This is a genomic window from Candidatus Saccharibacteria bacterium oral taxon 488 (assembly GCA_013100825.1).
Taxonomy (GTDB): domain Bacteria; phylum Patescibacteriota; class Saccharimonadia; order Saccharimonadales; family Saccharimonadaceae; genus Nanosynbacter.
Genome location: CP040001.1, coordinates 400,257 through 424,325, shown reverse-complemented (window position 1 = coordinate 424,325; position 24,069 = coordinate 400,257). Strand labels below are relative to the sequence as shown.

26 protein-coding genes are annotated in these 24,069 nt (G+C 54.0%); 20 read left to right on the top strand and 6 right to left on the bottom strand.

Annotated elements, in window-relative coordinates:
* The first annotated feature begins 1 nt into the window (after position 1).
* From FBF26_02240 to nusG, 3 genes are all read left to right on the top strand, one after another.
* Positions 2–1,135: a hypothetical protein gene (locus tag FBF26_02240; GenBank protein ID QJU10080.1), complete on the top strand. Its 1,134-nt coding sequence runs from the start codon at positions 2–4 to the stop codon at positions 1,133–1,135.
* A gap of 84 nt (positions 1,136–1,219) precedes the next feature.
* Complete coding sequence (gene secE, locus FBF26_02235; protein ID QJU10079.1) at positions 1,220–1,609, top strand: preprotein translocase subunit SecE; 390 nt, start codon at positions 1,220–1,222, stop codon at positions 1,607–1,609.
* 12 nt (positions 1,610–1,621) lie between these two features.
* Entirely contained in the window at positions 1,622–2,167 is a 546-nt protein-coding gene (gene nusG, locus FBF26_02230) for a transcription termination/antitermination protein NusG (GenBank protein QJU10078.1), read from the top strand.
* A 39-nt stretch (positions 2,168–2,206) separates the two neighbouring features.
* Here the strand turns inward: nusG and FBF26_02225 are convergent, their stop codons facing one another.
* A complete protein-coding gene (locus tag FBF26_02225) occupies positions 2,207–2,776 on the bottom strand; it encodes a hypothetical protein (GenBank protein ID QJU10077.1) in 570 nt (189 codons plus the stop codon).
* A gap of 65 nt (positions 2,777–2,841) precedes the next feature.
* On the opposite strand from FBF26_02225, the gene rplK reads away from it, so the two are divergent.
* Both rplK and FBF26_02215 read left to right on the top strand, forming a co-directional pair.
* The gene (gene rplK, locus FBF26_02220; GenBank protein ID QJU10076.1) at positions 2,842–3,267 is read left to right on the top strand and encodes a 50S ribosomal protein L11; all 426 of its coding nucleotides are present in this window, start codon (positions 2,842–2,844) and stop codon (positions 3,265–3,267) included.
* 24 nt (positions 3,268–3,291) lie between these two features.
* Positions 3,292–3,897 (top strand): L-threonylcarbamoyladenylate synthase, encoded by a 606-nt coding sequence (locus FBF26_02215; GenBank protein ID QJU10075.1) that lies wholly within the window; start codon positions 3,292–3,294, stop codon positions 3,895–3,897.
* Between the two features lie 52 nt (positions 3,898–3,949).
* Here FBF26_02215 and FBF26_02210 read toward each other — a convergent pair whose 3' ends face one another.
* Both FBF26_02210 and FBF26_02205 read right to left on the bottom strand, forming a co-directional pair.
* Positions 3,950–5,239 carry a phosphopyruvate hydratase gene (locus tag FBF26_02210; GenBank protein QJU10074.1) on the bottom strand — a complete coding sequence of 430 codons (1,290 nt, stop codon included), beginning with the start codon at positions 5,237–5,239 and terminating at the stop codon, positions 3,950–3,952.
* Positions 5,240–5,398: 159 nt separating this feature from the next.
* A complete protein-coding gene (locus FBF26_02205) occupies positions 5,399–5,716 on the bottom strand; it encodes a hypothetical protein (GenBank protein ID QJU10073.1) in 318 nt (105 codons plus the stop codon).
* Between the two features lie 83 nt (positions 5,717–5,799).
* On the opposite strand from FBF26_02205, the gene FBF26_02200 reads away from it, so the two are divergent.
* Both FBF26_02200 and FBF26_02195 read left to right on the top strand, forming a co-directional pair.
* Positions 5,800–6,633, top strand: a complete 834-nt coding sequence (locus tag FBF26_02200) for a hypothetical protein (protein QJU10072.1) — start codon at positions 5,800–5,802, stop codon at positions 6,631–6,633.
* Between the two features lie 466 nt (positions 6,634–7,099).
* Positions 7,100–7,786, top strand: a complete 687-nt coding sequence (locus FBF26_02195) for a 50S ribosomal protein L1 (GenBank protein QJU10560.1) — start codon at positions 7,100–7,102, stop codon at positions 7,784–7,786.
* A gap of 13 nt (positions 7,787–7,799) precedes the next feature.
* On the opposite strand, the gene FBF26_02190 is transcribed toward FBF26_02195, so the two are convergent.
* On the bottom strand, positions 7,800–8,060 hold the full coding sequence (locus FBF26_02190) for a hypothetical protein (GenBank protein ID QJU10071.1): 261 nt from the start codon (positions 8,058–8,060) through the stop codon (positions 7,800–7,802).
* A 58-nt stretch (positions 8,061–8,118) separates the two neighbouring features.
* Between FBF26_02190 and FBF26_02185 the strand changes: the two genes are divergently transcribed.
* From FBF26_02185 to FBF26_02125, 13 genes are all read left to right on the top strand, one after another.
* Entirely contained in the window at positions 8,119–8,643 is a 525-nt protein-coding gene (locus FBF26_02185; protein QJU10070.1) for a 50S ribosomal protein L10, read from the top strand.
* A gap of 160 nt (positions 8,644–8,803) precedes the next feature.
* Positions 8,804–9,181 carry a 50S ribosomal protein L7/L12 gene (locus FBF26_02180; protein ID QJU10069.1) on the top strand — a complete coding sequence of 126 codons (378 nt, stop codon included), beginning with the start codon at positions 8,804–8,806 and terminating at the stop codon, positions 9,179–9,181.
* Between the two features lie 234 nt (positions 9,182–9,415).
* Positions 9,416–9,931, top strand: a complete 516-nt coding sequence (locus FBF26_02175) for a hypothetical protein (protein QJU10068.1) — start codon at positions 9,416–9,418, stop codon at positions 9,929–9,931.
* Between the two features lie 362 nt (positions 9,932–10,293).
* Positions 10,294–10,863 (top strand): DUF2797 domain-containing protein, encoded by a 570-nt coding sequence (locus tag FBF26_02170; GenBank protein ID QJU10067.1) that lies wholly within the window; start codon positions 10,294–10,296, stop codon positions 10,861–10,863.
* A gap of 85 nt (positions 10,864–10,948) precedes the next feature.
* Positions 10,949–12,481, top strand: a complete 1,533-nt coding sequence (gene dnaX / locus FBF26_02165; protein ID QJU10066.1) for a DNA polymerase III subunit gamma/tau — start codon at positions 10,949–10,951, stop codon at positions 12,479–12,481.
* Entirely contained in the window at positions 12,478–13,836 is a 1,359-nt protein-coding gene (dnaB, locus tag FBF26_02160) for a replicative DNA helicase (GenBank protein ID QJU10065.1), read from the top strand. Before dnaX ends, dnaB begins: the two co-directional genes overlap by 4 nt.
* Before the next feature lie 22 nt (positions 13,837–13,858).
* Positions 13,859–15,319 carry a glycosyltransferase family 39 protein gene (locus FBF26_02155; GenBank protein QJU10064.1) on the top strand — a complete coding sequence of 487 codons (1,461 nt, stop codon included), beginning with the start codon at positions 13,859–13,861 and terminating at the stop codon, positions 15,317–15,319.
* A gap of 40 nt (positions 15,320–15,359) precedes the next feature.
* Positions 15,360–15,650, top strand: a complete 291-nt coding sequence (locus FBF26_02150; protein ID QJU10063.1) for a YbaB/EbfC family nucleoid-associated protein — start codon at positions 15,360–15,362, stop codon at positions 15,648–15,650.
* On the top strand, positions 15,650–16,267 hold the full coding sequence (gene recR, locus FBF26_02145; GenBank protein QJU10062.1) for a recombination protein RecR: 618 nt from the start codon (positions 15,650–15,652) through the stop codon (positions 16,265–16,267). The genes FBF26_02150 and recR overlap by 1 nt, the downstream gene beginning before the upstream one ends.
* 37 nt (positions 16,268–16,304) lie before the next feature.
* Entirely contained in the window at positions 16,305–17,186 is an 882-nt protein-coding gene (locus FBF26_02140; protein QJU10061.1) for an ABC transporter ATP-binding protein, read from the top strand.
* A complete protein-coding gene (locus FBF26_02135) occupies positions 17,179–19,125 on the top strand; it encodes an ABC transporter permease (GenBank protein QJU10060.1) in 1,947 nt (648 codons plus the stop codon). Before FBF26_02140 ends, FBF26_02135 begins: the two co-directional genes overlap by 8 nt.
* A 42-nt stretch (positions 19,126–19,167) precedes the next feature.
* The gene (locus FBF26_02130) at positions 19,168–20,154 is read left to right on the top strand and encodes a hypothetical protein (protein ID QJU10059.1); all 987 of its coding nucleotides are present in this window, start codon (positions 19,168–19,170) and stop codon (positions 20,152–20,154) included.
* 62 nt (positions 20,155–20,216) lie between these two features.
* Entirely contained in the window at positions 20,217–20,600 is a 384-nt protein-coding gene (locus FBF26_02125) for a hypothetical protein (GenBank protein QJU10058.1), read from the top strand.
* 553 nt (positions 20,601–21,153) lie between these two features.
* Here FBF26_02125 and FBF26_02120 read toward each other — a convergent pair.
* Both FBF26_02120 and FBF26_02115 read right to left on the bottom strand, forming a co-directional pair.
* Positions 21,154–23,583, bottom strand: a complete 2,430-nt coding sequence (locus FBF26_02120) for an HAD family hydrolase (protein ID QJU10057.1) — start codon at positions 23,581–23,583, stop codon at positions 21,154–21,156.
* Positions 23,583–24,059 carry a hypothetical protein gene (locus FBF26_02115; protein QJU10056.1) on the bottom strand — a complete coding sequence of 159 codons (477 nt, stop codon included), beginning with the start codon at positions 24,057–24,059 and terminating at the stop codon, positions 23,583–23,585. Before FBF26_02115 ends, FBF26_02120 begins: the two co-directional genes overlap by 1 nt.
* Between the last annotated feature and the right edge of the window lie 10 nt (positions 24,060–24,069).

Sequence of the window (24,069 nt, the reverse complement as noted above, 5' to 3'; positions counted from 1 at the left end):
TATGAAACAAGGGATGGGCACGTGGCGCACGAGGCGCAGTCAGCAGCAGCATGCACACGAGAACATGGATGCCGCGCCAGAACATAGCCAGATGATGACGTTGGTAAACAGCTTGACCGATGCGGTGCTGAGTACTGATGCTCACGGCGTGATCACGATTTATAATGCGGCGATGATCGGCCTGCTGGACACCAACGCCACACTCCATGGCCACCACATTAACGAGATATTTCAATTACAGACTCTCAGCGGTACACCGATCGACGTGTTTGAGGAGCTCAGTAAGTCACCCTCAATCCGCACCCGTGACGACCTGATCATGCCGCTCAGCGATGGCGATCATTTGCGACTGGAGGCGACCTTTGCGCCGATTTTGGGCGGCAGCTCCAGCACTGACGGTTATGTGCTGATTCTGCGTGACGTCACCAAGATAAAAAGCCTCGAACAGGAGCGTGATGAGTTCATCAGCGTTGTTAGTCACGAACTACGCACACCGGTGGCCATTGCCGAGGGAGCGCTTGACAATGCTCGACTGCTCGCCGAGAAAGGCTACACCCAAAAGGTACACGAAGCGCTAGTGGCAGCGCATGATCAAGTGATGTTCCTCGCTAAAATGATCAACGACCTTGGCACCTTATCGCGCGCTGAACGTGGGGCGGCGGACGAGACGGAGACGATTAATTTGATGGAGCTGGCTAGCACGTTACACAGTGAGTTTGCACCGCGAGCGGCCGAGAAGGGGCTACGGTTCGACCTCGATGTGAGTGCGCAGATTGGCGTGATCAAGGTTTCGCGGCTGTACTTGACCGAGCTACTGCAAAACTTTATCATCAACGCCATCAAATACACGCCTCGTGGCGGGGTGACGCTGCGGATGCACCGGCGTAACGGCGTTGTACAATTTGCGGTAATTGATACTGGGATAGGCATCGGCAAGACTGACCAAAAAAAGATTTTCCAGCGATTTTACCGGGCCGAGGATTATCGTACCCGCGAGACCAGCGGCACCGGACTGGGACTGTACGTTGCGGGCAAATTGGCGCACAAACTCGGCTGCACCATCTCTGTCAAAAGCCGACTCAATCACGGTTCAACCTTTAGCTTTGAGCTGGCCGACCCGCCCACGTCCGCGTGAAACCGCCCTTGCAATCACAGCCCAGACACGCTACAATAGACTTGACAGTCTGCTAAGAAGCAGACTTTTAAATTGGGAGAAACTATGGCACAAAAAAACGCAGCAGGATCAAAGACGAAGGTTCGCCGCATCACCGCGAAAGATGACGAGACGAAGCAGCCGTCACCACATAAGTCAAAAGCAAGTACAACCGTCAAAAAAACCGCCAGTAAAACTACGAAAAAGATAGCGACAGAGACGGCCACCACATCACCAAAACAGCCAAAAACCACGGCCAAAAAATCCGCCAAAAAATCAGGCGACGTTGGTTATTTCAAGGGTGCATGGCAAGAGCTCAAGCTGGTGCGCTGGCCGACTCGCTCAGCAACCTGGAGCATGACGGCGGCGGTGTTGGTATTTACGTTGATCTTTGTGGTGCTGATCTTGCTGCTTGACGCCGGATTCAACTGGGGCTTTAATCAAATTTTGAAATAGGAAAGGGAATTTATGTCATCAAATCGCTACGATTCAACTCGCTCGTGGTACGCCATTCACACCTACTCGGGCTATGAGGAAAAGGTTGCTGAATCCATCCGCCAGCGCATCAACGGCGTCGACATGGCCGACAAAATCTTTGACGTCATGGTGCCGAAAGAAAAGCAAATTCAGATCAAAAACGGCAAGCGCAAGGTTGTCGATGCCAAGATCTTTCAGGGCTACGTGCTGGTCGAGATGAAGCTGACCGACGAGACGTGGTACATCGTCCGCAACACGCCGGGCGTGACTGGCTTCGTTGGTGCTGACACCACGCCAACACCGGTGTCGGACAAAGAAATTGCCAAGATCAAAAAGCGCATGGGCGTCGAAGAGCCAAAGCATCAGATTGATTTCTCGGTCGGTGAAGTGGTCTCCATCATTGACGGGCCGTTCAAGGGCTTTGATGGCTCAATCGCAGAAATTGACGCCGTCAAGGGCAAGATCAAGGTCATGGTCAGTATGTTTGGCCGTGATACACCAGTCGAGCTGGACGCGCTGCAGGTCAAGAAAGTCTAGCTGCCTGATCATCTAGCCGCGCAGCGATACACCACCAAGCTACCAAACATCTTTGGCTTCAACTACCTCGCTACTTTTGGCGAGGTAGTGTTGCGTGGCAAAGAGGACCAGCGCCACCGTAATTACTCCCAGTAGCACCGCCGCGATCGGCCACTGCCTAGCATCATACATCGCCATGATCAGCACTGGCACCGTACCGATGCCGCACGCCAATATCTTGCCAAATAACAAGGTCGCCAGCGTCACTTGGCTGTGACATAATCGAATGCTGCGCTTCAACAGATACGAGCCGCAGCGCCCCAGCCAATACGGTAGCATCACCACCACACCCAAAACCGCCACCGTCATTACCGACATCAACACCAGCTGCACCACCTGAAGGAGAAACGGTACCGCACGAGGCGTCGTGTCGCTCGGCGTAGTCGGCGGGGTGGGTGCCGGCTGGACTGTCTCTGGCGATACACCGAGCTGCATGAGTAGGCCACTACGCGCCAGCCACAACAACCCAGCACCGACGATAACCGCATAAGTAAAAATCAACAGGCTGTAAGCGAGCGCCCCAAACATGTTGATTAGGCGACGAACCGGCTTGATGCTGCGAGCGTTCATGCTTGTATTCTAGCACAATTTTCGTTATAATACAGTGGTTACGCACGGAAAAATAAGAGGAAACTATGGCAAAGAAAGTTATCGGTAATCTAAAATTACGCATCCCTGCCGGACGAGCAACCGCCGGGCCACCAGTCGGTTCAACCCTCGGTCAGTGGGGGCTGAACATGATGGATTTCATCAATCCATTCAACGACGCTACCAAAGATATGATGGGCAAGGACGTTATCGTCCACATTCAGGTGTTTGAAGACCGCACCTTTACGTGGAAGAGTCTGGGGCAGCCAGTCGATGACATGATCCGCGAAAAAGCCGGCATCCAAAAGGGTTCAGGCAAGCCACACGCCGAAAAGGTCGGCACCATCACTCGCGCACAGCTTCAGGAAATTGCCGAAGCAAAAATGGATCAGCTAAACGCCATCGATATCGAAGGCGCGATGAAAGTCGTTGCTGGTTCCGCTCGCTCAATGGGCGTAGAAGTCGCCGACTAATTTACGTCTGTTCATTCAAACAAAATTGCTCCCTGCCGTGGGGCAATTTTATTGTGGTATAATCATTTGGTGATCACCAAAAACTTACTTGACACTGCCGTCATCGAGGCGCTGCGAGCTGACAAACTCGTCGTGGCGCCAACTGACACTATTTATGGTCTGCTCGCTCGAGCTGATAGCCCGAAGGCAGTTGATGAGCTGTACCGCGTACGCCAGCGTGATCGCACTAAATCCTGCATCATCCTGCTCAGCAGCGCCGACAACATTCCCGAACTCACCACCAAGCAGCGGTATATCTATGACCAGCTACGCCACGAACGGTCGACCACTATTGCTGCCAGGGTCAGCCCCGACGTTATGCCGCACCTAGTACGTACTGACGCGACCTTGGCATTTCGCGTTGTACCACCAGACACAGCATTGTCTGAGCTGATTCAGCTGGTCGGTCCACTGCTGGCACCAAGCGCTAACCCCAGCGAGCAACTACCGGCCACCACAGTCAATGAGGCAACCGCGTATTTTGGTGATGAGGTGGCTGTCTACGTTGACGGCGGGGAAGTTGCAGAAGCAGCACCTTCACGGATCATCACATGTACCGACGGCGACGAAGTGATCACTCTGCGGCAATAATTTCCACTGCAGCCGACCAAGCGCCCGGCGTCTTATCCCCGTAGCCTATGAACTACGACTGCTTGAATGGCCGCACCAGCTCTAGCTCTGGCCGAATCTCGGCGATGCGCATCAGCTCGTTGTACTTGGCGATGCGCTCTGAACGCGACATCGAGCCGGTCTTGATCTGGCCCGTACCGAGCCCGACCGCCAGATGAGCAATGGTCACGTCCTCGGTCTCGCCCGAGCGATGGCTCATCACCGTATTCCAGCCAGCCTTTTTCGCCATCATCACCGCCTGAATGGTCTCGCTCAGTGTGCCAATTTGATTTGGCTTGATCAAAATCGCGTTGCCAGCCTTTTCAGCGATCGCTCGGTCTAGCCGCATCACATTCGTCACCAACAAATCATCACCGACCAGCTGCGTCGTCGAACCAAGCTCCGTCGTCAGCGTCTGCCAGTCATGCCACGCTTCCTCGTCCAGTCCATCCTCGATCGACACCACCGGATACTCAGCCCGCAGCTGCTTATACATCTTGATCATACCATTCACGTCAAGCGTGCGATGTTCCGTCTCCAGCCGATACTGGCCATCGCCCTCATGGAATTCGCTCGAGGCCACATCAAGAGCAAAGGCAAAGTCCTGCTCCAACTTGTAGCCAGCCTGCTGAATCGCCCGTGCTAGCAGCTTGACCGGCTCCATATTGCCACCGCGCACATGTGGCGCGTAGCCACCTTCATCGCCAACAGTCGTCGGGTAACCCTCAGCCTCGAGCACCTTTGCCAGCGCATGAAACACCTCGGCGCTCATCCGCATCGCATCCTCAAACGTTGACGCACCGACTGGGATGATCATGTATTCCTGAATATCCGTCGCACCCAGCGCATGCTGCCCACCGTTCATCACATTAATCATCGGCATCGGCAGGCTCATCGTGCCAGCATTCGCCAGCTGATTAACATAGACAAAAAATTCAATACCCTTGGACTCGGCCGCCGCCTTGGCAACCGCCAGGCTGACCGCTAGGATGGCATTCGCCCCAAGCCGCCCCTTGTTTGGCGTGCCGTCCAGCTGCCGCATCCGCTCGTCAACCCGATGTTGCGCAAATGGATCCATGCCGCGCAGCGCCCGCGCGATCTCGACATTAACATGCTCGACCGCCTTGAGCACGCCCTTGCCGCCATACGCCAAGTCACCATCACGCAGTTCGACTGCCTCGTGCGAACCAGTACTGGCACCTGACGGCACTGCCGCCCGCCCGAACGAGCCATCGCTCAACCGAACATCGGCCTCCACCGTCGGATTGCCCCGAGAATCTAAAATTTGTCGTGCGTGAATGTCTGTGATTGTGATATTGTTCATACCTGCTATTGTAGCAGAGACGAAAGAGCAGGGGCAAGCGGGTTACGACCTTCGCCTCACTCGTACAGGCTCTATGTTTCCCTCTCCGCTACTTTGCCGAGGCAGTACAGGGCTATCACACACCCTCACTCGTACTAAACGACCCGTCTTTGTCTGAAATTAAGCCGTTGTCGGACCGGGACAATTCTCGGCAAACTGCAGTACGTGATTTCCAGATTCATCAATCTCATCAAGAAGGCCCGCTGCTTGGCTACGTAGATCTTTATTAAGTTCTCCTAGTACCTCAGGATCCAGACCTGCAACATCAACCTGCACGCCGTCACCTCGAAAAAGTTGAATATTTGGATTATCTCTCAACCCCCTCAGGGCTAACTCTGCAGCCTCTTGGGCAGCCCGCCGTCTATTCTCCACATTCTCGCAAGCTGGCCCAGCAATCGGACAGTCCTTGCATTTACCTAAAAATTCCGCCTTATTCATAGTTACATAATTGTACCGCTACATTGCAAATATGTCAAACTACTTGCAAAATAACGTTTTACCATCTATGCTTGTAGTTAATTATGAGAGAAAGACGTTATCATTCACCAATAGCCGACGGACTATCTATACTGAGTAGCCCAAACTTTCAGCGAGGGGTTGATGAGGCTAATCATGCACTCGCCGCCAAAACAGAAGTGACGAAGAGAGGAGAGCGCCTCCCACGGGATAGGGATCCCGAAAACATAATCAAGCAGCACATCACCCCACACTTTCCGGACGACTACATCGGCTCGCTGGTCACGATCACAAATGTTACTGAGAGCGATAAGCTAGCTGTCTGCCAACTGAGAGGAGAGCTCCTGTTACCAGAGGCTAAAAGATGTATGGTTAATAAGTGCTCGCGAATACTAGCGGCGCTGGCCATTCGCTCCCAGGGAGATACGCATCACTTTCCACTCTCCCAAGAGACAATCAGCAATATTCTCCAATTTGATGTTCATCTGCCAACTGACCTACTAGCGGGTTACTTTTCGGCTCAAGCGACAAATCCCGAGATACACAAGACGATACTCAACATAGAAAATGCCGCCAAATATGCCGGCTCACCCGCCGACCGTGCTGCAATAATCGCTTGGGGCGTCCAAACATTGACTCAGCAATTGGGCGAAGATTTCTGTAAGGGTGGGTCGTTTTCCGGTGAAGGGTCTACATTCACGAGTGAAGGGGTTAGGCTTCCGTATAGCAAATTTAACGACATGAGATCCACCGGCTTTAGTGTAATCACTGACTACACTAATGACGAGCCAACTCCACGGGTTGCCCTTTCACTGGAAGATAGTGACGGTACTATTCAGGTTATCCCAGACCGTCGTTTCCTCTCTAGGCTAATGCGCCGTAACATCAGCGATGGGTAATATCTCGTAGTATAACCCTCGGTTGCTTTCCTGTACTATTTCAGGTATAATTTCACCATCATCAAATCAATGCTGGGAGGCAAATTCGCTCGAGAAGTCGCGAGTCGCCGCTTGTACCACAGAAAGGATTAGTATGGCCAAGAAAGCCGAGCTGCTAGAAAAAGCAGCAGAACTACAACTAGCAGTCAGCGACAAGAATACCATCGCTGAGATTGAAGCGGCAATTGCCGAAGCTGAATCAGGCACGCCTGAAAATAGCAAGCCGCACGAAACTAAAGATAAGGACGTCATCGCCGAGCGCGAAGCCATCGTCGCCAAGGCCGGCAAGCGCAGCCAAAAAGCCCTTGACGAGGCTGCCGAGAAAGCCGAAAAGGAAGCCCGCAAAGAAGCCGGCGACACCACGCCGCAATCTGACGACGCCGAAGCACATGTCAAGAAAGGCCCGAAGCCGATCACGCGTCCGCGCCTGGAGCGCCGCGGCAAAAAATATCAGGAAGCTGCAAAGAAGATTGAGAAAAATAAGCTGTACAGCCTTGACGAAGCACTGAAATTGGCTGCTGAGACCAGCCCCGTCAAGTTCGATGCCAGCGTTGAAATTCACGTTCGCCTGGGTGTTGATCCGCGCCAAGCCGATCAGAACGTCCGCTCGACCGTAGCGCTGCCGCACGGCACCGGCAAGGACGTCCGCGTAGCAGTGTTCGCACCAGAGTCAGAGCATGCTGCCGCTAAGAAAGCCGGCGCTGACATCATCGGTGACGAGGAGTTCCTGAAGCAGCTGGACAAGGAAGAATTGAACTTTGATATCTTAGTCGCAACGCCGCAATATATGCCGAAGCTTGGCAAGTACGCCCGGCTGCTCGGTCCGCGCGGTTTGATGCCAAATCCAAAGTCCGGCACCGTTGCCACCGACGTCGCTAAAGCGGTGTCCGAGGCCAAGGCCGGCAAGGTCGAGTACCGCGTCGACAAGCAGGCCATCGTCCACTTATCAATCGGCAAGGTTTCGTTTGGCGCCGACAAACTGGCAGAGAATACCCGCGCCTTCCTCGCCAGTCTGAACGCCCAAAAGCCATCCAGCCTTAAGGGCATTTATGTCAAATCTATCGCTATCGCCACCACCATGGGGCCGAGCGTAAAGGTTGAGACTTCACTGTAGGGTGGGTCTCCTCTCATAAGCGCGCTTCATACTCGAGGCGCGTTTTCATATTCCTGAAAATTAAAGCCAACATTGTCTTGCATCCCGTTGTCATTTCTGCTACAATTCTAAGGAACATTACCAAAGACAGCGTGCGACCGAAGGGAACTGAGGTATAAAAATGCCGCCGAGGGATGAAACGAGCAGTTTTATTTGACGTCTTTGGTAGTGCGAGAATCAAAGACGTTTTTGTTTGCTCGGCTAATCCCCAGAAAACGAGAACCAGATTTTCCATTACCGCACGTTAACAAATCGGTCGAATCACACAAGAACCAATCAAAGAAAGGATTTTTATGGCAATTTCACGCGATAAAAAACAAACTTTGGTTGCTGAACTAACCGAGCTTCTGAAAGACGCCAAAGGTACGGCATTTGCGCGGTACCAGGGGCTGAGTGTGGCTGAATTGCAAGAACTGCGCAAGGCCGCCCGCGAAGCAAACGTCGTCATCAAGGTGGTCAAAAACCGCTTGGTACGCGTAGCATTGCAGGGCGTTGACGGTTACAAAGAAGCCGAGACTGACTTATTGGTTGGCCAATTGGTTTACGCCATGAGCGCCGAAGATGAGGTCATGCCAGCCAAAGTTCTGGACACGTTTGCAAAGACGCATCCAGCACTGCAGTTGGCCGGCGGCTTCTCAGGTGAAGGCTTGAGTATCAACGAAGCTGACATCAAAGCGCTGGCTGGCTTGCCAAGCAAAGACCAGCTTATCGCCGAAGTGGTGGCACAATTGCTCTCACCAGTCCACGACACCGTGGGCGCACTTGGCGGCAACTTGCACGGACTTTTGGACGGCATCGAAGCCAAAGCTACGGCTTAAGTTTAGCAATCAATCATCTCGAGTTATTTGATCTTCATAAGTCTCCGTACAGCGATTGCAGCCCGAGCGCCCCCTGAAGGCGCGCCCGGCGCGAAAAGAGGAGGCGTTGAAGATTGGATAACTCGAGATGATAAATAATCAATAATCTAAGGAGAATACCATGGCTGATATTAAAAAATTGGCTGATGAACTGGTCAAACTGACAGTTCTGGAAGTTAATGAATTGAAGAACTACCTGAAAGAAGAATACGGCATCGAGCCAGCTGCAGCCGCAGTTGCGGTGGCTGGTCCAGCTGCTAGCGGCGATGCTGCTGCAGAAGATGAAAAAACTGAGTTCACCGTCACCCTAAAGGACGCGGGCGCTCAAAAAGTCGCTGTCATCAAGGCAGTCAAGGAAATCACTGGCTTGGGCCTCGGTGAGTCAAAGGCCATCGTCGACGGCGCTCCAGCACCAGTCAAGGAAAAGGTGTCAAAGGACGAAGCCGAAGCTGCCAAGAAGACGCTCGAGGACGCCGGCGCTAGCGTTGAGTTAAGCTAATTTGAGTGAAACGACCGATTGTTTTCGTAGAGAAATGCCGCCCGGAGCTTATACCACGGGCGGTGTTTTATTGGCAAGGGTAAAAATTACCACGGTTTTGCCTGACTATCTGTTATCCTTGTGGAAAGATGAGCTGTTAGCCGATGCGAATAGGCTGACGGGGCTTGCACACTCACATAATTAGTGCTATATTACACTCACGTACTATCAAAATAGACAAGGAATGCGAGCCATATGTCTGATTTACCGGAAAAGCAAGTGAAGCGCCTCAGGACGCTCATCCAAGAAGCAGAAACTAACTTAGCAGCAGCCAAGGAGCTGCTGATCAGCATCGTTGGTGACGATGGACAAGTCGTCACGCCGAAAACCTCGTCGGACGATGTTGCCGGCAAGATAATCGAGGGTGTGTTTGATGGTCAAATGATGATGGGGCCTGATGGCAAGAATTATCCAATCCCGGCGAACTACGCCTCAAAGTCCAAGCTCGTCGAGGGCGACATCTTGAAATTAACCATCGCCGAAGACGGCAGCTTTATCTACAAACAAATCGGCCCGGTCTCGCGCAAACAAGTCATCGGTACGCTCGTCCAACATGACGGCGTTTACTACGTCGAAGCCAATGGCCGTGAATATCGCATCCTGCTCGCCAGCGTCACCTTCTTCCGCATCGAAGTCGGCGACCAAGTCACCATCATCATCCCTGATGACAATCCGGACGCCACCTGGGCAGCTGTCGAAGCGCCACTATAGACCGTTTTTGACATTTGAAGCCGTCCCGGGCGGTTACCGGGCGGCTTTTGATATAATGGTGCTATGTCTGGGGAGTTTTTGCTAAGCTACGCCAGCTTTGATACCGAAAACCGGCCATTTCTGGAATGGCAGATTGACGGCAAGACTGAGCGTGGTGATGTTTTGGGACAGGAGCCGTCACTGGCGTTTGATTTTTCGACCAAATATTGTACCGGCTGGGTGGATTTTGACAATCATTGCAGCCAGGTTTGTCCTGACAGCGCCACGGTTGACGGTAAATATGAAAACTGCCTGAAATGTCGTAATCGGACTGGTTTTAATCCTGCGTTTTATAACGCCGATTCGGTGTCGGCCCAGCAAAAATTAATCAAAACCCGCACTTCGTCTATCTGGCATATTTCGCGCCGGAAGTTATCAAAGTCGGCATCTCGCAGGAAGAGCGCGGCATTCGGCGGCTGCTGGAGCAGGGAGCGCGCCTGGCGGTGAAGCTGGAAACGTTTGCTTCGGCGTTGATCGCCCGGCAGTATGAGGCGAAAATAGCCGGCCTGGACGGCATCATAGAAATGGTGGCTGCCAGCAAAAAGCTAGGGATGATCAAGCAGCCGCTCGATACTGCAGCGGCGGAGCAGGCCCTAGCTGACACGCTGATACGCATTCAGCAAAAACTGGGGCTGGATTTTCCAAATCGGACGCTCATCATGTGCGACGAGTATTTTCACACGGACGGTCGAGACCTCAGTAGTGTGATTGATATGACGGGGCATAAAACCATGGCTGGCGTCGTCATCAGCGTCATCGGCTCGGTACTCATCACCGACTACGATGGACAGCTGCTGGCATACAACGTGAAAAAATTCATCGGCTACCAGGCGCAAACAATTGACGGCGCCATTAACATCGAAATACCCAGCACACAGTTGGCGCTGTTTTAAGGAGTGCTCGTGTGGGGCGTGCTGTCTTTTAATCAACCACCAAACAGCTTACTAATCCCATACTTTGCGTTATAATACATAAGTAATGAGTCAAGCACTGTACCGCAAATATCGCAGTCGCAGCTTGGACGAGGTGTTGGGACAAGATCATGTGACCAACATTTTGCGCCGAGCGCTGGAGCAGGGTAAAATCGCCCATGCGTATTTACTGACGGGTCCGCGCGGCGTGGGCAAGACCAGCGTAGCGCGAATTTTAGCGCATGAAATCAATCAGTTACCGTACGATGAGGATGCCTCGCACCTGGATATTATTGAAATTGACGCCGCCAGCAACAACGGTGTCGACGACATCCGCACCCTGCGCGAAAAAGCCCAAGTCGCGCCCGTTTCCGCACCGAAAAAAATTTACATCATCGACGAAGTTCACATGTTGTCCAAGCCTGCCTTTAACGCACTGCTAAAGACCCTAGAGGAACCGCCAGCGCACGTGGTGTTTATCCTGGCGACCACCGACGCCGACAAGCTGCCCGCCACCATCCTCAGCCGCGTCCAGCAATTTTTCTTCCGCCCCATTCCGACAGACATCATGGCGCGCCAGTTGATGACTATTGCCGAAAAAGAGGGCTTTAGTATCGAGGAAGACGCTGCACGGTTGATCGCTGAGCGTTCGCGCGGCGGGTTTCGCGACGGCATCAGCATGCTTGATCAATTGTCAGCATTGGCGGACGCTAACAAACCACTGAACTCAGCCAATGTAGCTCAGTATCTGGGACTGAGCGCCGCTGAAACGCTGGAAAATCTGCTGGAGTTGTACCAGCAGCGCGACGCTTCTGGGGCGCTGAGTTTGCTGGATGAACTAGAGCAAGCTGGCACCGATCCGGTCGTCCTGTCCCGTCAATTATTGTCGCTACTGCGAGCACGCTTACATCAGCGGCCAGAGTTAATTACATTAGTCAAGCAGCTAATCGAGATCGACCGCCATCCGCATCCGGACTTGAAATTATTGACGATATTTATGGACAATAGGGAACAGGTGACCGACACATCGCCCGAGCTGATATCGCCGTCGATCACCAGTCCCAAAACCACAGCCAAACCGCCACTCACCATTTCCAAATCGCCAATAGATAAGCCAGAGTCATCGGCAGCTGATACAGAAACACCAGCCGCGCAGCCAGCAGAAAATTTGCCAAAAACTACCCCAAAGAATCAGCAAACTAATGACTCTAAGAGTAAGGAAGCCGTAGGCGCCGCCACCCCGGCAGACAATCAACCAACGTCGGACAATCCGCCGACCTCCGCCACAGACATCGACTGGGATAAAATCATCGCCCTGGCCAAAGAACAGTCGTTCGCTATTGCGACATTGTTGCAACACTGCAGTTGGCAACGAAACGGCAACACCTTGACCCTGTACGTCGGTAATGCCTTTAATAAAAAGAAACTAGATGATGCCAAGAATCGCCCGCTTATTGCGACAATTGTGCAACAAGTCACCGGCACTGAACTGGATATTGCGACAATCGGACAAAAAGCCCCGCCCAAAGACGCCGAGCTTGCGAAAATTGCCGAGCTAATGGGCGGCGGCGAAGAAGTTAACCTGGAGGAATTATCATGAGCGAAACAACCCAAACCGAGACCATAGCGGGCAAATTGCCGCCCCAAAACCTGGACGCTGAAAAAAGCCTGCTCGGCGCAATTCTCATCGACGAGGAAGTCCTAGCCGACGCCGCGGAAATAGTCAAACCGAACGACTTTTATGATAAAAACCACGGGCTAATTTTCGCTGGTATGATGCGGCTATTTGAAAAACATAAGCCAGTTGACCTCTTGACCTTGACCGATGAACTCAAGCGCAAGGACGAGCTGGAACTCATCGGTGGCTCGGCGTATTTGACGGAGCTCACCAACTACGTGCCGACAGCAGCGCACGCAGCGGCGTACGCCGAAATGGTGGCGCAAACAGCGGTGCGGCGGCGCTTAATCAAGGCCAGCAGCGGCATCACCGAACTCGGCTATGACGAATCGACGACGACCCAGGAATTATTAGAAAAAGCCGAGGCCGAATTATTCAGCGTCTCCGACCAGTCATTGAAACAGGATCTGGTCAGCCTGGAAAGTATCTTGACCGACAGCTTTGACCGTATCGAGGAGCTTCACCGCAACAAGGGCAGCCTGCGCGGTATGCGGACTGGCTACCGCGATCTGGACACCATGACAGCGGGCCTGCAGAAGTCGGATTTGATTATCCTGGCCGCCCGTCCAGCCATGGGTAAGACGACGTTGGTGACTAACCTAGCCTACAACGTAGCGACGATCGAGAAAAAGCCGGTGCTGTTTTTCAGCCTCGAGATGAGCAAGGAGCAGCTGACCGATCGTATGTTGGCGGATGCGGCCGGCGTTGATAGCTGGAATATTCGTACCGGTAATTTGAGCGGCGATGATTTTGAGAAATTATCCGAAGCCATGGGCGAGATGGCAGAAGCGCCGATTTACATTGACGATACGCCGGGCCTCAGCATTCTGGAAATGCGCACCAAAGCTCGCCGTTTAGCGCACGAAGGCGAAATTGGCCTGATCATCGTCGACTACCTGCAGCTGATGCAGGCCACCAACAATCACAACGGTAACCGCGTCCAGGAAGTGTCGGAAATTTCCCGCGGCCTAAAGTTGATCGCCCGTGAGCTCAACGTGCCGCTGATTGCCCTCAGTCAGCTGAGCCGTTCGGTCGAGTCGCGCACGCCGCCAATTCCGCAGCTGGCCGACCTGCGCGAGTCTGGCTCCATCGAGCAGGACGCCGATATCGTTAGCTTTATTTACCGCCCAGGCTATTACGAACCGGACAATCCGGAAGTGCAAAACATCACCGATCTGATCATCGCCAAGCACCGTAACGGCCCAGTCGGCAAGATTCAACTCTACTTCCACCCAGAGCGCCTGCGTTTTATGAGCCTCGATCGCAAGCATGACTAGAATTGTGCTATAATCAATACCAATGAAAAAGCGGAAACTTGCCGACTCGGCTGTCTATCGTTGGCGCTATTGGCTAGGCTACATGGCGCTGATCGTGCTATTTTGTGCGGCCATCACCGCCGCTAGTTTGTATGCCCCGGGCGGCGTGAGCGAGGCGGAAATTGAAGCGCTTAGCACCACCAATGCCATCTCGCCAACTAACCTCGGCTCGTTCGCCCAAACCAACTTACCATTTCACCTCTTGCAGCGCGGATTATTCAGCATATTTGGCGTCACCATCTATACCATCAAGTTGCCGTCGCTTATCCTGTCATTCATCGCAGCCGTTGCCATATTTTTCCTATTGCGGCGCTGGTTCAAGCCCAATGTCACCATCCTGTCGCTCGTCATCATGATCGTCACCGGCCAGCTGATCTTCTTTGCCCAAAGCTTCACGCCGCACATCCTCTACATCACCTATGCTGCGCTCATCCTCCTCTTTGCCAGCCTGATCGTTCAGCGCGCTAAGGGCTCGGCCTTGTGGCGGCTGCTGCTGGCGGCGACGGTCGGCCTGAGTCTGTTTACGCCGTATTTTTGGTATATTCATCTGATGCTGCTGTTGGTAGCGCTGATCCACCCGCATACCCGCTACGCGCTACTCGCCAAACGCAATCGCTTCAAATGGCTACCAGCGATCGTCGTTCTCGCGCTCACGAGCGCGCTGGCAATTTTCCTCGCCGCGACGCATCACGATCTACTCAAATCACTGGTCGGTATTCACAGCCTCAGCTGGGCGTTAGTCGATAATTTGCGGTTGCTGCTCTATCATTATCTCTGGGTCAAGCCAACCGTTGTCGGCGGTCAGATCACACCGGTGCTCGACTTTTCGGCGCTGTTTCTGATCGCTCTCGGATTTTTCAAAACCGTCCAACAGCACCACACCGCACGTTCGTACATGATCGGCGTCTGGCTGCTACTAAGTTTGCCGCTGCTGGCGCTGCAGCCATCAATGACCAGCATTATTATCTTGCCGCTATTTATCCTGCTGGCGGTTGGCGTCGAGGCACTGCTCAATCAATGGTATTCGCTGTTCCCGCGCAATCCTTATGCCCGTATCACTGGCTTATTGATGCTGATGGCGCTCATCGGCGTGATGGTGCTCTCGGGCCTCGACCGCTTTACCAATGGGTATCGTCATTTCTCGGGCGCGGTGCATGAATTTAGCACTGACTTGCCACTGCTACAAAAAGCCATCGCCGGCCGGCAAAACGTCGTTCTCGTCGCCAACCCGCACGAGGCGCCGCTCTACGAAACCGTCGCTCGCTATAGCAAGCACAAACTCGCCGTCAATCAGCCGGCCGCGGAGGGTGCTACGCTCGTCATCACCCGCGCTGAACAAATGGCACACCCCAACACTGACGGCTGGACACTCGAGCGCATCGTCACCAATAGCCACACCGAGCGGGCTGACCGCTTTTACCTCTACAAATTGGCGAAAAAATAGCGTATAATGAAAAAGTAAATTCAAGGAGGAATCAATAATTATGGCGTTTGACCAAGTCAAGATGTTGCAGCAACTGCGCAAGGCCCAGAAACAACTCGGCAAGGAAATCATTGAAGTAGAAGCCGGCGATGGCGCAGTGGTCGTCCAGATCACCGGCGAGCTGAAAATTAAGTCGATCAAGATTAATCCAAAAATGGTTGACCTCGATAATATCGAGCAGCTGGAACACTGGATCCAGATTGCAATTCGCGACGGTTTAGCCAAAGCGCAGGAAGTTGCTGCCGAGACGATGAAGCCGCTGATGGGCGGGCTGGGCAACTTGCCGTTCTAATGAAACCGACGATTTTACCAGCGGCGCTGACGACGCTGATTGATGAATTTGGTGGACTACCTGGGGTTGGGCCGCGAACTGCTGAGCGCTATGCCTACGCTGTACTTCGGCGTGACGCCAGACGGGCTGAGCAGCTAGCACGGGCGCTAGATCGGCTGCACACACGTGTTAAAACCTGTCCGGTCACGTTCGCGCTGATCGATCATGATCAAGAGGTGTCGCCGCTATATCAAGACGAGTCGCGCAATCGCCGCTTGATTTGCGTAGTCGAAGAGCCGCTGGACATCGTGGCGCTGGAGCGGACGGGGCAGTATAGTGGCACCTATCACGTGCTGGGCGGGGCGATTTCACCAATTGATGGCATCGGCCCGGAGCAGCTACACATCCCCGAGCTCATTGAGCGCATCAAGCATGATGACGCCGAGGAATTAATCATCGCCACCAACGCGTCGGTCGAGGGCGAATCAACCGCGCTCTTTTTACAGCGCTACCTCCAGGAGGCCGGTCTCACCATCACCATCTCGCGCCTGGCTCGCGGCATCCCCGTCGGCGTCGACCTCGAATATGCCGACCAAATCACCCTGACGCATGCGCTGGAAGGACGACGAACGCTATAGCTTGCTAAGGCCATCCTGCTTTTGCTACAATACAACCATGAAACCAGAGGTGGGAAGGGCACGCGACGAGGATATCGCGGCATTTTTAGCGAAATTTGACGACGTCGAGGAAGCAATCGACGCAATCCGTAATTTCGCCCAGCCAGCTGTTTCGGCTGGTTTGGTTGACTTACCTCCAGCCGCCAAATCCGATTCAGCCGCTAAGGTTATGACGCCGTCCGCTGCTGCGCCAGAATGTTCCGGCCGCTGCCACATCGCCGTAACCGACCTCGCCAAATCTTACCGCGTCGGCCGCCAGACCATTCCAGCGCTCGGCGGCGTTAGCCTTGATATTTTCGCTGGCGAATTCGTAGCCATCACTGGCGCTAGCGGCTCGGGCAAAAGTACTTTACTGCAACTCATCGGCGGACTCGACAAGCCGTCCGCCGGTCAAATCCTCATTAACGACCAGCCGCTCAGCCGCTTGTCCGACCGGCAACTGTCACGGTTTCGATCGCGTGAAATCGGCTTTGTTTTTCAATCATTTTATCTGCAGCCATTCCTAACCCTGTCCGCCAATCTGGAAATTCCTGCCATGTTTGCCCGCGTCAAGCCCAAGCAGCGCCGCGCCCGCGCCCAGGAGCTCGCCGAATTGGTCGGGCTAGCAGACCGGATGCACCATTTGCCGCGCGAACTTTCCGGCGGTCAAATTCAGCGCGCTGCCATCGCCCGTGCCTTATTCAATCGCCCGAATATTTTACTCGCCGACGAGCCGACAGGCAATCTGGACAGCGCCAATTCCGACCGCATCATCGACCTATTTCATCAAATTCGCCGCGAACTCGGCACCACGGTCGTTATCGTTACACACAATCCAGACATCGCCGCAGCAGCCGATCGTGAAATCCGCCTGAAGGACGGGAGGGTAACCGATGCTTAGAATCACCGATTCGCTGCGGCTGGCTGGCACCAAACTCCGAGTGCGGCGTATTCGCTTGTCCATCACCGTGGTCGTGTCCGGGCTGCTTTTCGCGGCGCTGCTGGCGGGACTGACTATGCTAATGGGCGCTCAGCGGAGCGTCGAGGAATTTGATCGGGGCAGCCTGAATAATCGCTACTTGGTGGCGCAAACCGCCATTCGGCCAAATAATATTGAATTTACCTCAAATCTAACCGCCCGCGCCGAAGCCGAACGCACGCAAATGATCAAGGACAAGCAGGCGCTGGCTGCCCGCCTCGGCCTGCCATACGACCCCAAATCCGAACCGCCAATCATGCAGTCATTTCCTGACAGCCCGCCGTACCCGAACAACCAAAGCATCATCGTCCAGCGGCTTATTCGCCAGGAGACCGCCAAATTGCCGCGCCTCACAGCAGACGCGCAGTGGCAATTTGCCCGCACCCACGGTGCCATCCGGCAGTTTAGTATTCAGTCAATCGCCGCCAATGGCATGCTGAATTATATGGAGCGGGGAATTGAGTCGTTTGACGACAAGCGCCAGCAAAACAACCAGCCGACACCATTGGAAGAATTTAAGCAGCAATTCGGCAGTATAACCGCCATTGACCAATCGCTACTGGGCGGCTATCTGCTGGCTGGCGCCAGCGCCAAACCCAGCGAGATCCCGCTGATCATCCGCTACCAGGACGCCGAGGTGCTGCTCGGTCTCAAGCCGCTGGATAAAAATGCCGGCAATGATATGCAACTAGCCCGGCTCAAAGAATTGCGCCAAAAAGCCGGGCAGCTAACATTCAGCGCTTGTTATCGTAACCCGGCTTCGCAAGAATTACTGCAAACCGCCAAACAGCAAATCCAAGCTGCCGCCAATCAAGCTAAAAAACCATCCGCCGATTATGTCAAACCAGACCGCGAATACGCCATACCACCTGCCGATTCCTGCGCTGCGCCGACCGTCGTTAAGGATAATCGTTCAGCCGAAGCCAAGCGCACCGAAGCTAACCAGCGCCAATTTGATCAAACTTTCGGCTCAACCCAGTCCGAACCCGCCCAAGCCAAATTTACTTTCCGCGTCGTCGGTCTAATGCCGGACGACATGAAAGCCACCCAGAGTGACATCGGCAGCTTCTTGCAGCAGTTTTTAAGCACCCGCCTGTCACACACCTGGATCATGCCGCGTGGCTCAATGACCACCGCGGCGCAAACGGCACTTGAATCGACCATTCAAACTGCCACCAACAATGATCAAGGTGGCGCCAACAGGGACGAAACGCTAGCCATCTATGAATTCAGCGACCCCAACAAAGCTCGCAGCTACCTGGCAGCCGCCTCTTGCGGCGAAGGAGCCGCCCAACCCGAACCCGCTGAAGCTTCCAAAACCCAAAAATCTAATAAATCAATCTGCCTGCCGCACTACGTAGTATTCGCGTCGCCCACCGGCAGCAACTCGCTCGTCAATTACGACGCCATGGAACGCCTCAAGCCAATCATCATGTGGACGTTCATCGGCGTGACGATCATCGCCGCCTTTATCTTGCTGATTATCATTTCCCGCACCATCGCCGACAGCCGCAAAGAATCCGCAGTTTTTCGAGCGCTCGGAGCAACACGGCTTGATATTAGCCAAATTTATTTCGTCTACACCATGATCGTGGCGCTGCTTACCGCGCTGTTCAGCATCACCGCCGGACTGATCGTCGTATATATCGCCGACAATATGTTCGCTAGTCAAATCACCGCGACGCTGCGCATCGCCATGACGCCGAAAGACTTGGCGACGACCTTCCATTTCTGGACGATGGACTGGATGGTCATCGGCGCGGTCGCACTTAGCATCATCGCCGCGGCTGTACTGGCATGCCTGATACCACTCATCCGCAACACCCGCCGCAACCCGATCAAAGACATGCGTGATGAATAGCCTCGCCACACCACCGAAACTCCCATCTGCTATAATAAGACTATGTTTGATACCGCCCAGCAACTCATCCAATCTGCCAACAACATCGTCATCATCCAGGCCGAAAATCCTGATGGCGACAGTCTGGGTTCTAGCTTGGCGCTGGAGGAGGTGCTGAGCGATTTGGGTAAAACTGTGACGTTGTATTGCCCAGTCGATATCCCCAAATATCTGCGGTATATTCGCGGCTGGGACAGGGTAGTTGGCGATTTTCCAGCCCACGCCGACCTAGCCATCATCGTTGATACCAGCGCTGATATTTTGCTTAGCAAAGTCTTAGAAACACCCGGCGCGCGGCATTTTTTGGAAACGCATCCGGTACTAGTTATCGACCATCACACCGCCGAGTCGACGCTGAGTTTTGAGCATACCATGCTCTCTGACACGGTGGTGGCTACCGGGGAATTACTATACCAATTGTTCACGCACGCCGGCTGGACTATCAACCAGCAGGCGGCTGAAGATTTGCTGATTGCCATCATGTCCGACAGCCTGGGCCTCACCACACCAAACACTGCCGCGTCGACCTTTCACGTGGCTGGCGAATTGACCGCGCTAGGCGCCTCCAATGCCGAAATTGAAGAACGGCGGCGCGAATTTATGAAGAAATCGCCGGAGATCTTGGCGTACAAAGGCAGACTAATTGAGCGAATCGAATATTTACTGGACGGACAATTGGCGCTGGTGCACGTGCCATTTGAGGAAATTCAAGCCTACAGCGACGCCTACAACCCCGGCGCACTAATCGGCGACGAACTGCGGTTGGTCGAGGGCGTGGCGCTCAGCTGCGTCATCAAAACCTATCCCGACGGCAAACTAACCGCCCGCCTACGCGGCAACTTACCGATCGCCGACACCGTGGCTGGCTACTTCGGCGGCGGCGGCCATCCGTACGCGGCCGGCTTCCGCGTGTACGAGAATTATGACGAGGCCGTGCGGGAATTGGTGACGGCGACGGATAAGGCTTTACGAGAAGCGGGGCAAGAGTAGGCGTTCCATTATGGATACGTCGTAAAACTATTCACTTTTCTTGATATAATCAAAGTTACCACATGAACAACTACTGCAATATCCTATTTCCAGAAATAGTCAACAAAGCATTCCCAATTCTCGACGGCGCATCATACATTCGCCAGCTGGCGTCGCTTGTGCCACTCTGTCCCGACACAGCGTTTCATTTGTTTGACGATAAAAATGGAGGCTTATTCGCGCTAGTAATGACAGATTATCCCGACCCGCTTTATCATAGCGAGGAGCTCAAGCAGATTTCTGGCGAATACGAGTTTGAGTTTACGTACCTCATCAAGCCATACGCCAACGATCAGCATATTGAAATTCGTCCGAACGATGATATCGATAACAGCTTTTTCGTGCCAGACCCAAAGAGTTATTATCGGTATTATTTGGCGGCGACCAAGCAAAAGCTGGATCAGTGATTTTCGCGTACATAGCGCGGAAAGCGGCCACCGATAGCGAATGCGAGCCATCATTGCTACCCAAATTTATTTATAATCATAACAGAGGTGAGAGAAATATTACACCACATTTTTGACAAAATCCATTGACATTTTATTCTATTAGTGATATATAATATACCAGCTTTCAGCTCAGAGTTTAGTCTAAGGGCGAAAGTCGCCCTTTAGCTTTGAGCGAATCTCTTTAGGAAGGAGGCACACATAATGTGCGCCCATGATATCTCCTACGTTGCATTTACAATATTGATGGCAGCGGCGGTGATTAGCACCGCCCTAATTGGAGCAGCGCTGATAGTCGCCTCCTCCCTCGCTCCAAGGAGTAGAGAACAAGAGGACAAAGAGGACAAAGAGGGCTAACAGCCCACCGAAAATAGCTCACCGACTGGGCTCAAACTGGTTGATATGCGTTACTTGCATTTCCTGGGTTGAGATATATCCAGTTCTGGTTTGAGCTCGTTCGGTGGGCTATTTTCATTGGAGATAGTTGTTACTAATTAGAGACCTATTCGCCCGCTCATTCTGGGCGGTTCGTCTTCATCCGCTCATTAGCCGCTTCTACCATATCAGCGAACTTCCGACCAGCACGGCGAGCCAGCCACCACTGGGCCAGGGCGACGGGAACGACTACGGCGATGCCCGGCCAGAGCAGAGCAACGTTTGGCATAGTAAAGTCAAAGAACTGCCTGAGTGGCTCAATGCCAAAGCTCACCAAGGTAACGAACAGCACCCCCGCCAGATACAACGTCCGCGCCAGGTGCGCCCGCTTATCCAGAACCACACCGAGCATCGGCCCGACCAAAAACACCAGATAAATCCCAAAGAACGTTGCCGTCAGAACCGTCATCGTCGCCGCCTCGGCCGCTTGATGTGGATGTAGTGTCACGCCCGACCAGTAGGTAAAGGCCACGGTGAGGCCCGTCAGCAGCGCGATCGGCGCCACCGCCTGCAAGGTGTCGCGCCAAAAATACACCGGATTGACCCGATGACGCGGCCGTGGCGGAAACAGCGTCCACATGATCGTCGGCATAGTCACCAGGAAAATATTGAGAAAGGTGATGTGCCGCGGCGCGTACGGATAATTCAGCCCAACCAGCATGGTACTGAGTAGCAGCACCACACCGTAAATAATCTTATGAAAGAACAGGGTGGCGATGACTTCGATCGCTTGCATGATCCGATTACCCAGCTTCATGCCAATCGGCAGGGACGTAAACGAGTTATTCAATAAAATGATGTCCGCCACCCGCCGCGACGCCGGAGCACCGGCGTACATCGCCACGCCGAGGTCAGATTTTTTCAGCGCCAGCGCGTCGTTGACACCGTCGCCGACCATGCCGGTGAACTTGCCGGACTGCTTGAAATGAGCGATCAGCCGCTCCTTTTGCTCTGGCAGCACGCGAGCAAAAATTGTGTGTTCATCAGCGGCCTTGTCGAAGGCTTTGTCGCTGAGACCCGCCAATGCCGAGCCGAGGATGGCCTTGTCCGGATTAGCGATGCCCGCCTGGCGCGCGATGTGCTGCACGGTGCGCGGATTATCGCCGGAAATCACCCGGATGACCACGCCTTGCTCCTGGAGGAACTTGACCGTATCAATCACGCCGTCGCGCAGGGAATTACGCAAAATCACCGCGCCGATCGCCCGCCCAGAACCGTCCGGCAGATCCTTGAGTTTCGTCGTTTCACCGTCAAATTCCGCCAGCATCAGCACTCGTAGGCCGCTGTCCGCCCACTCGTCCAGCTGCCGCTGCAACATGGTGTCAACCGGCGCCAATTTAGCCACAAACTCCGGCGCTCCCATCATCAATGTCCGCGTTTGACCGTCAATTTTCGCCCGGACGCCCGCCATCTTGCGCGCCGAGGAAAAGGCCATCACCTCGATGATGTCTGCGTGCTTGGGCGGCGTGAGTTCTGCGAGGATCGCTTGCCCGGTGATATTACCGCCGCTGGTTTCATGGGCGATGAGAGCAGCGAAAGAGGCAACAGCTGACTCAGAAAAATCCGGAACCCGAGCGACCACTGGGCGCGCGGCGTGTAGCTTTTCTGAGTCAGCTATTGCCGAGCTCATCAGTACACCCGACTCATCAAACGCCACCACTCGCTCCAGCGTCACCTCGTCGCTAGTCAGCGTGCCAGTCTTGTCCACAGCCAACAGATTGAGCAGCGCCATCGCCTCGATCGCCGCCAATTTTTGCGGCAGCACCTTGGCCTGCGCCAGCCGCAGCGAGCCGAACGCCAGCAGCAGGGAACTAGCCAGCAGCAGCCCCTCCGGCACTACTGTCACCGCCGCCGAAGTAATCGTCTTTAAGATAATCACCACGTTATCACCCGACAAATAATACACGATAAAAATCAGGGCAGCCAACACGATCGCGCCGTATGTCAAGAAGGAAATCGCTCGCCAAATCGCTCGCTGCAGCGGTGTCAGCTCTGGCTTGTAGCGCTTGAGAACTTGGCTGATAGCGCCGGCCTTCGTTTGGTCGCCGACCGCCGCGACCCGCGCCGTACCTTCGCCCGCCAGCACCGTGGTCGCCGCCAGTACCGTATCGCCAGCCGCTTTCTCGACTGCCGCCGACTCGCCCGTGAGCATACTTTCATTCAACTCCAAGCCCTTCGACGCTATCACTGTCGCGTCCGCCGGCAGCTCATCACCAGCCTGTAGGATAATCTCATCGCCAACAACCAGCGAATCATACGGCACTTCCACCGCCTGGCCGTCACGCAGCACCCGCGCCCTGGGCGCACTCATCAGCTCCAGCCGGTGCAGCACCCGCTTGGCACGAATCTCCTGCACGATGCCGATCAGCGAATTGACCACGATCACCACCGAAATAAACCAAGCGTCCCGGTACTCGCGCACATAAATCAGCGCCCCGGCCAGCAGGAAAATCGCCAGCACAATTGGCGATAGTAAATTTCTCTTGATAATGTCTAGATAATCTCGCATTATATTGCCTCGCTCCTTTTGTAATGTAATCGCGCGCCGACGCGATACCCGCCGCGCGCGTCCGGGTCAAATTGGTATATCTCACCGCGCTTGACCTCTGATATGACGACCAGGGCTGGATTATACGGCACCAACGTCCGATAATATATCAAGTCATCCGGCGAAGTGACATTCATCCCCGGGAAGACCGCCTGGAACTTCTCGGTCGCCACGTCGTCAAAGTAGTTCGGCTGGTGCTTTGGCGGCACGAACCGCTCTGGCCGCAAGCCCATTCGCCGCACCAATCGCTTGACATCGCCTAGCGTCATGATGGCCCGCGCTGTGATGTAAGCCAACAATTCACCCGTCACGTCAAGCACCACCGTCGCCTGCGCCGTGCGGCTAACATCGCTCATCGGTAGCACGACTGACTGGATTTTGACCGTCAGTCCAAACTGATCATCAATCAGCGCCGCGAGTGCCCGTTCATCATGCATACCTACTATT

Coding starts and splice junctions, on each gene's coding strand:
- FBF26_02130 (QJU10059.1), top strand. CDS start 19,168: ATGTTTGATACCGCCCAGCAACTCATCCAATCTGCCAACAACATCGTC.
- FBF26_02175 (QJU10068.1), top strand. CDS start 9,416: ATGTCTGATTTACCGGAAAAGCAAGTGAAGCGCCTCAGGACGCTCATC.
- FBF26_02210 (QJU10074.1), bottom strand. CDS start 5,239: ATGAACAATATCACAATCACAGACATTCACGCACGACAAATTTTAGAT.
- FBF26_02125 (QJU10058.1), top strand. CDS start 20,217: ATGAACAACTACTGCAATATCCTATTTCCAGAAATAGTCAACAAAGCA.
- FBF26_02185 (QJU10070.1), top strand. CDS start 8,119: ATGGCAATTTCACGCGATAAAAAACAAACTTTGGTTGCTGAACTAACC.
- FBF26_02240 (QJU10080.1), top strand. CDS start 2: ATGAAACAAGGGATGGGCACGTGGCGCACGAGGCGCAGTCAGCAGCAG.
- FBF26_02190 (QJU10071.1), bottom strand. CDS start 8,060: ATGGAAAATCTGGTTCTCGTTTTCTGGGGATTAGCCGAGCAAACAAAA.
- dnaB (QJU10065.1), top strand. CDS start 12,478: ATGAGCGAAACAACCCAAACCGAGACCATAGCGGGCAAATTGCCGCCC.
- recR (QJU10062.1), top strand. CDS start 15,650: ATGAAACCGACGATTTTACCAGCGGCGCTGACGACGCTGATTGATGAA.
- FBF26_02115 (QJU10056.1), bottom strand. CDS start 24,059: ATGCATGATGAACGGGCACTCGCGGCGCTGATTGATGATCAGTTTGGA.
- FBF26_02150 (QJU10063.1), top strand. CDS start 15,360: ATGGCGTTTGACCAAGTCAAGATGTTGCAGCAACTGCGCAAGGCCCAG.
- rplK (QJU10076.1), top strand. CDS start 2,842: ATGGCAAAGAAAGTTATCGGTAATCTAAAATTACGCATCCCTGCCGGA.
- FBF26_02140 (QJU10061.1), top strand. CDS start 16,305: ATGAAACCAGAGGTGGGAAGGGCACGCGACGAGGATATCGCGGCATTT.
- FBF26_02200 (QJU10072.1), top strand. CDS start 5,800: ATGAGAGAAAGACGTTATCATTCACCAATAGCCGACGGACTATCTATA.
- FBF26_02205 (QJU10073.1), bottom strand. CDS start 5,716: ATGAATAAGGCGGAATTTTTAGGTAAATGCAAGGACTGTCCGATTGCT.
- dnaX (QJU10066.1), top strand. CDS start 10,949: ATGAGTCAAGCACTGTACCGCAAATATCGCAGTCGCAGCTTGGACGAG.
- FBF26_02180 (QJU10069.1), top strand. CDS start 8,804: ATGGCTGATATTAAAAAATTGGCTGATGAACTGGTCAAACTGACAGTT.
- FBF26_02120 (QJU10057.1), bottom strand. CDS start 23,583: ATGCGAGATTATCTAGACATTATCAAGAGAAATTTACTATCGCCAATT.
- FBF26_02155 (QJU10064.1), top strand. CDS start 13,859: ATGAAAAAGCGGAAACTTGCCGACTCGGCTGTCTATCGTTGGCGCTAT.
- FBF26_02225 (QJU10077.1), bottom strand. CDS start 2,776: ATGAACGCTCGCAGCATCAAGCCGGTTCGTCGCCTAATCAACATGTTT.
- nusG (QJU10078.1), top strand. CDS start 1,622: ATGTCATCAAATCGCTACGATTCAACTCGCTCGTGGTACGCCATTCAC.
- FBF26_02135 (QJU10060.1), top strand. CDS start 17,179: ATGCTTAGAATCACCGATTCGCTGCGGCTGGCTGGCACCAAACTCCGA.
- secE (QJU10079.1), top strand. CDS start 1,220: ATGGCACAAAAAAACGCAGCAGGATCAAAGACGAAGGTTCGCCGCATC.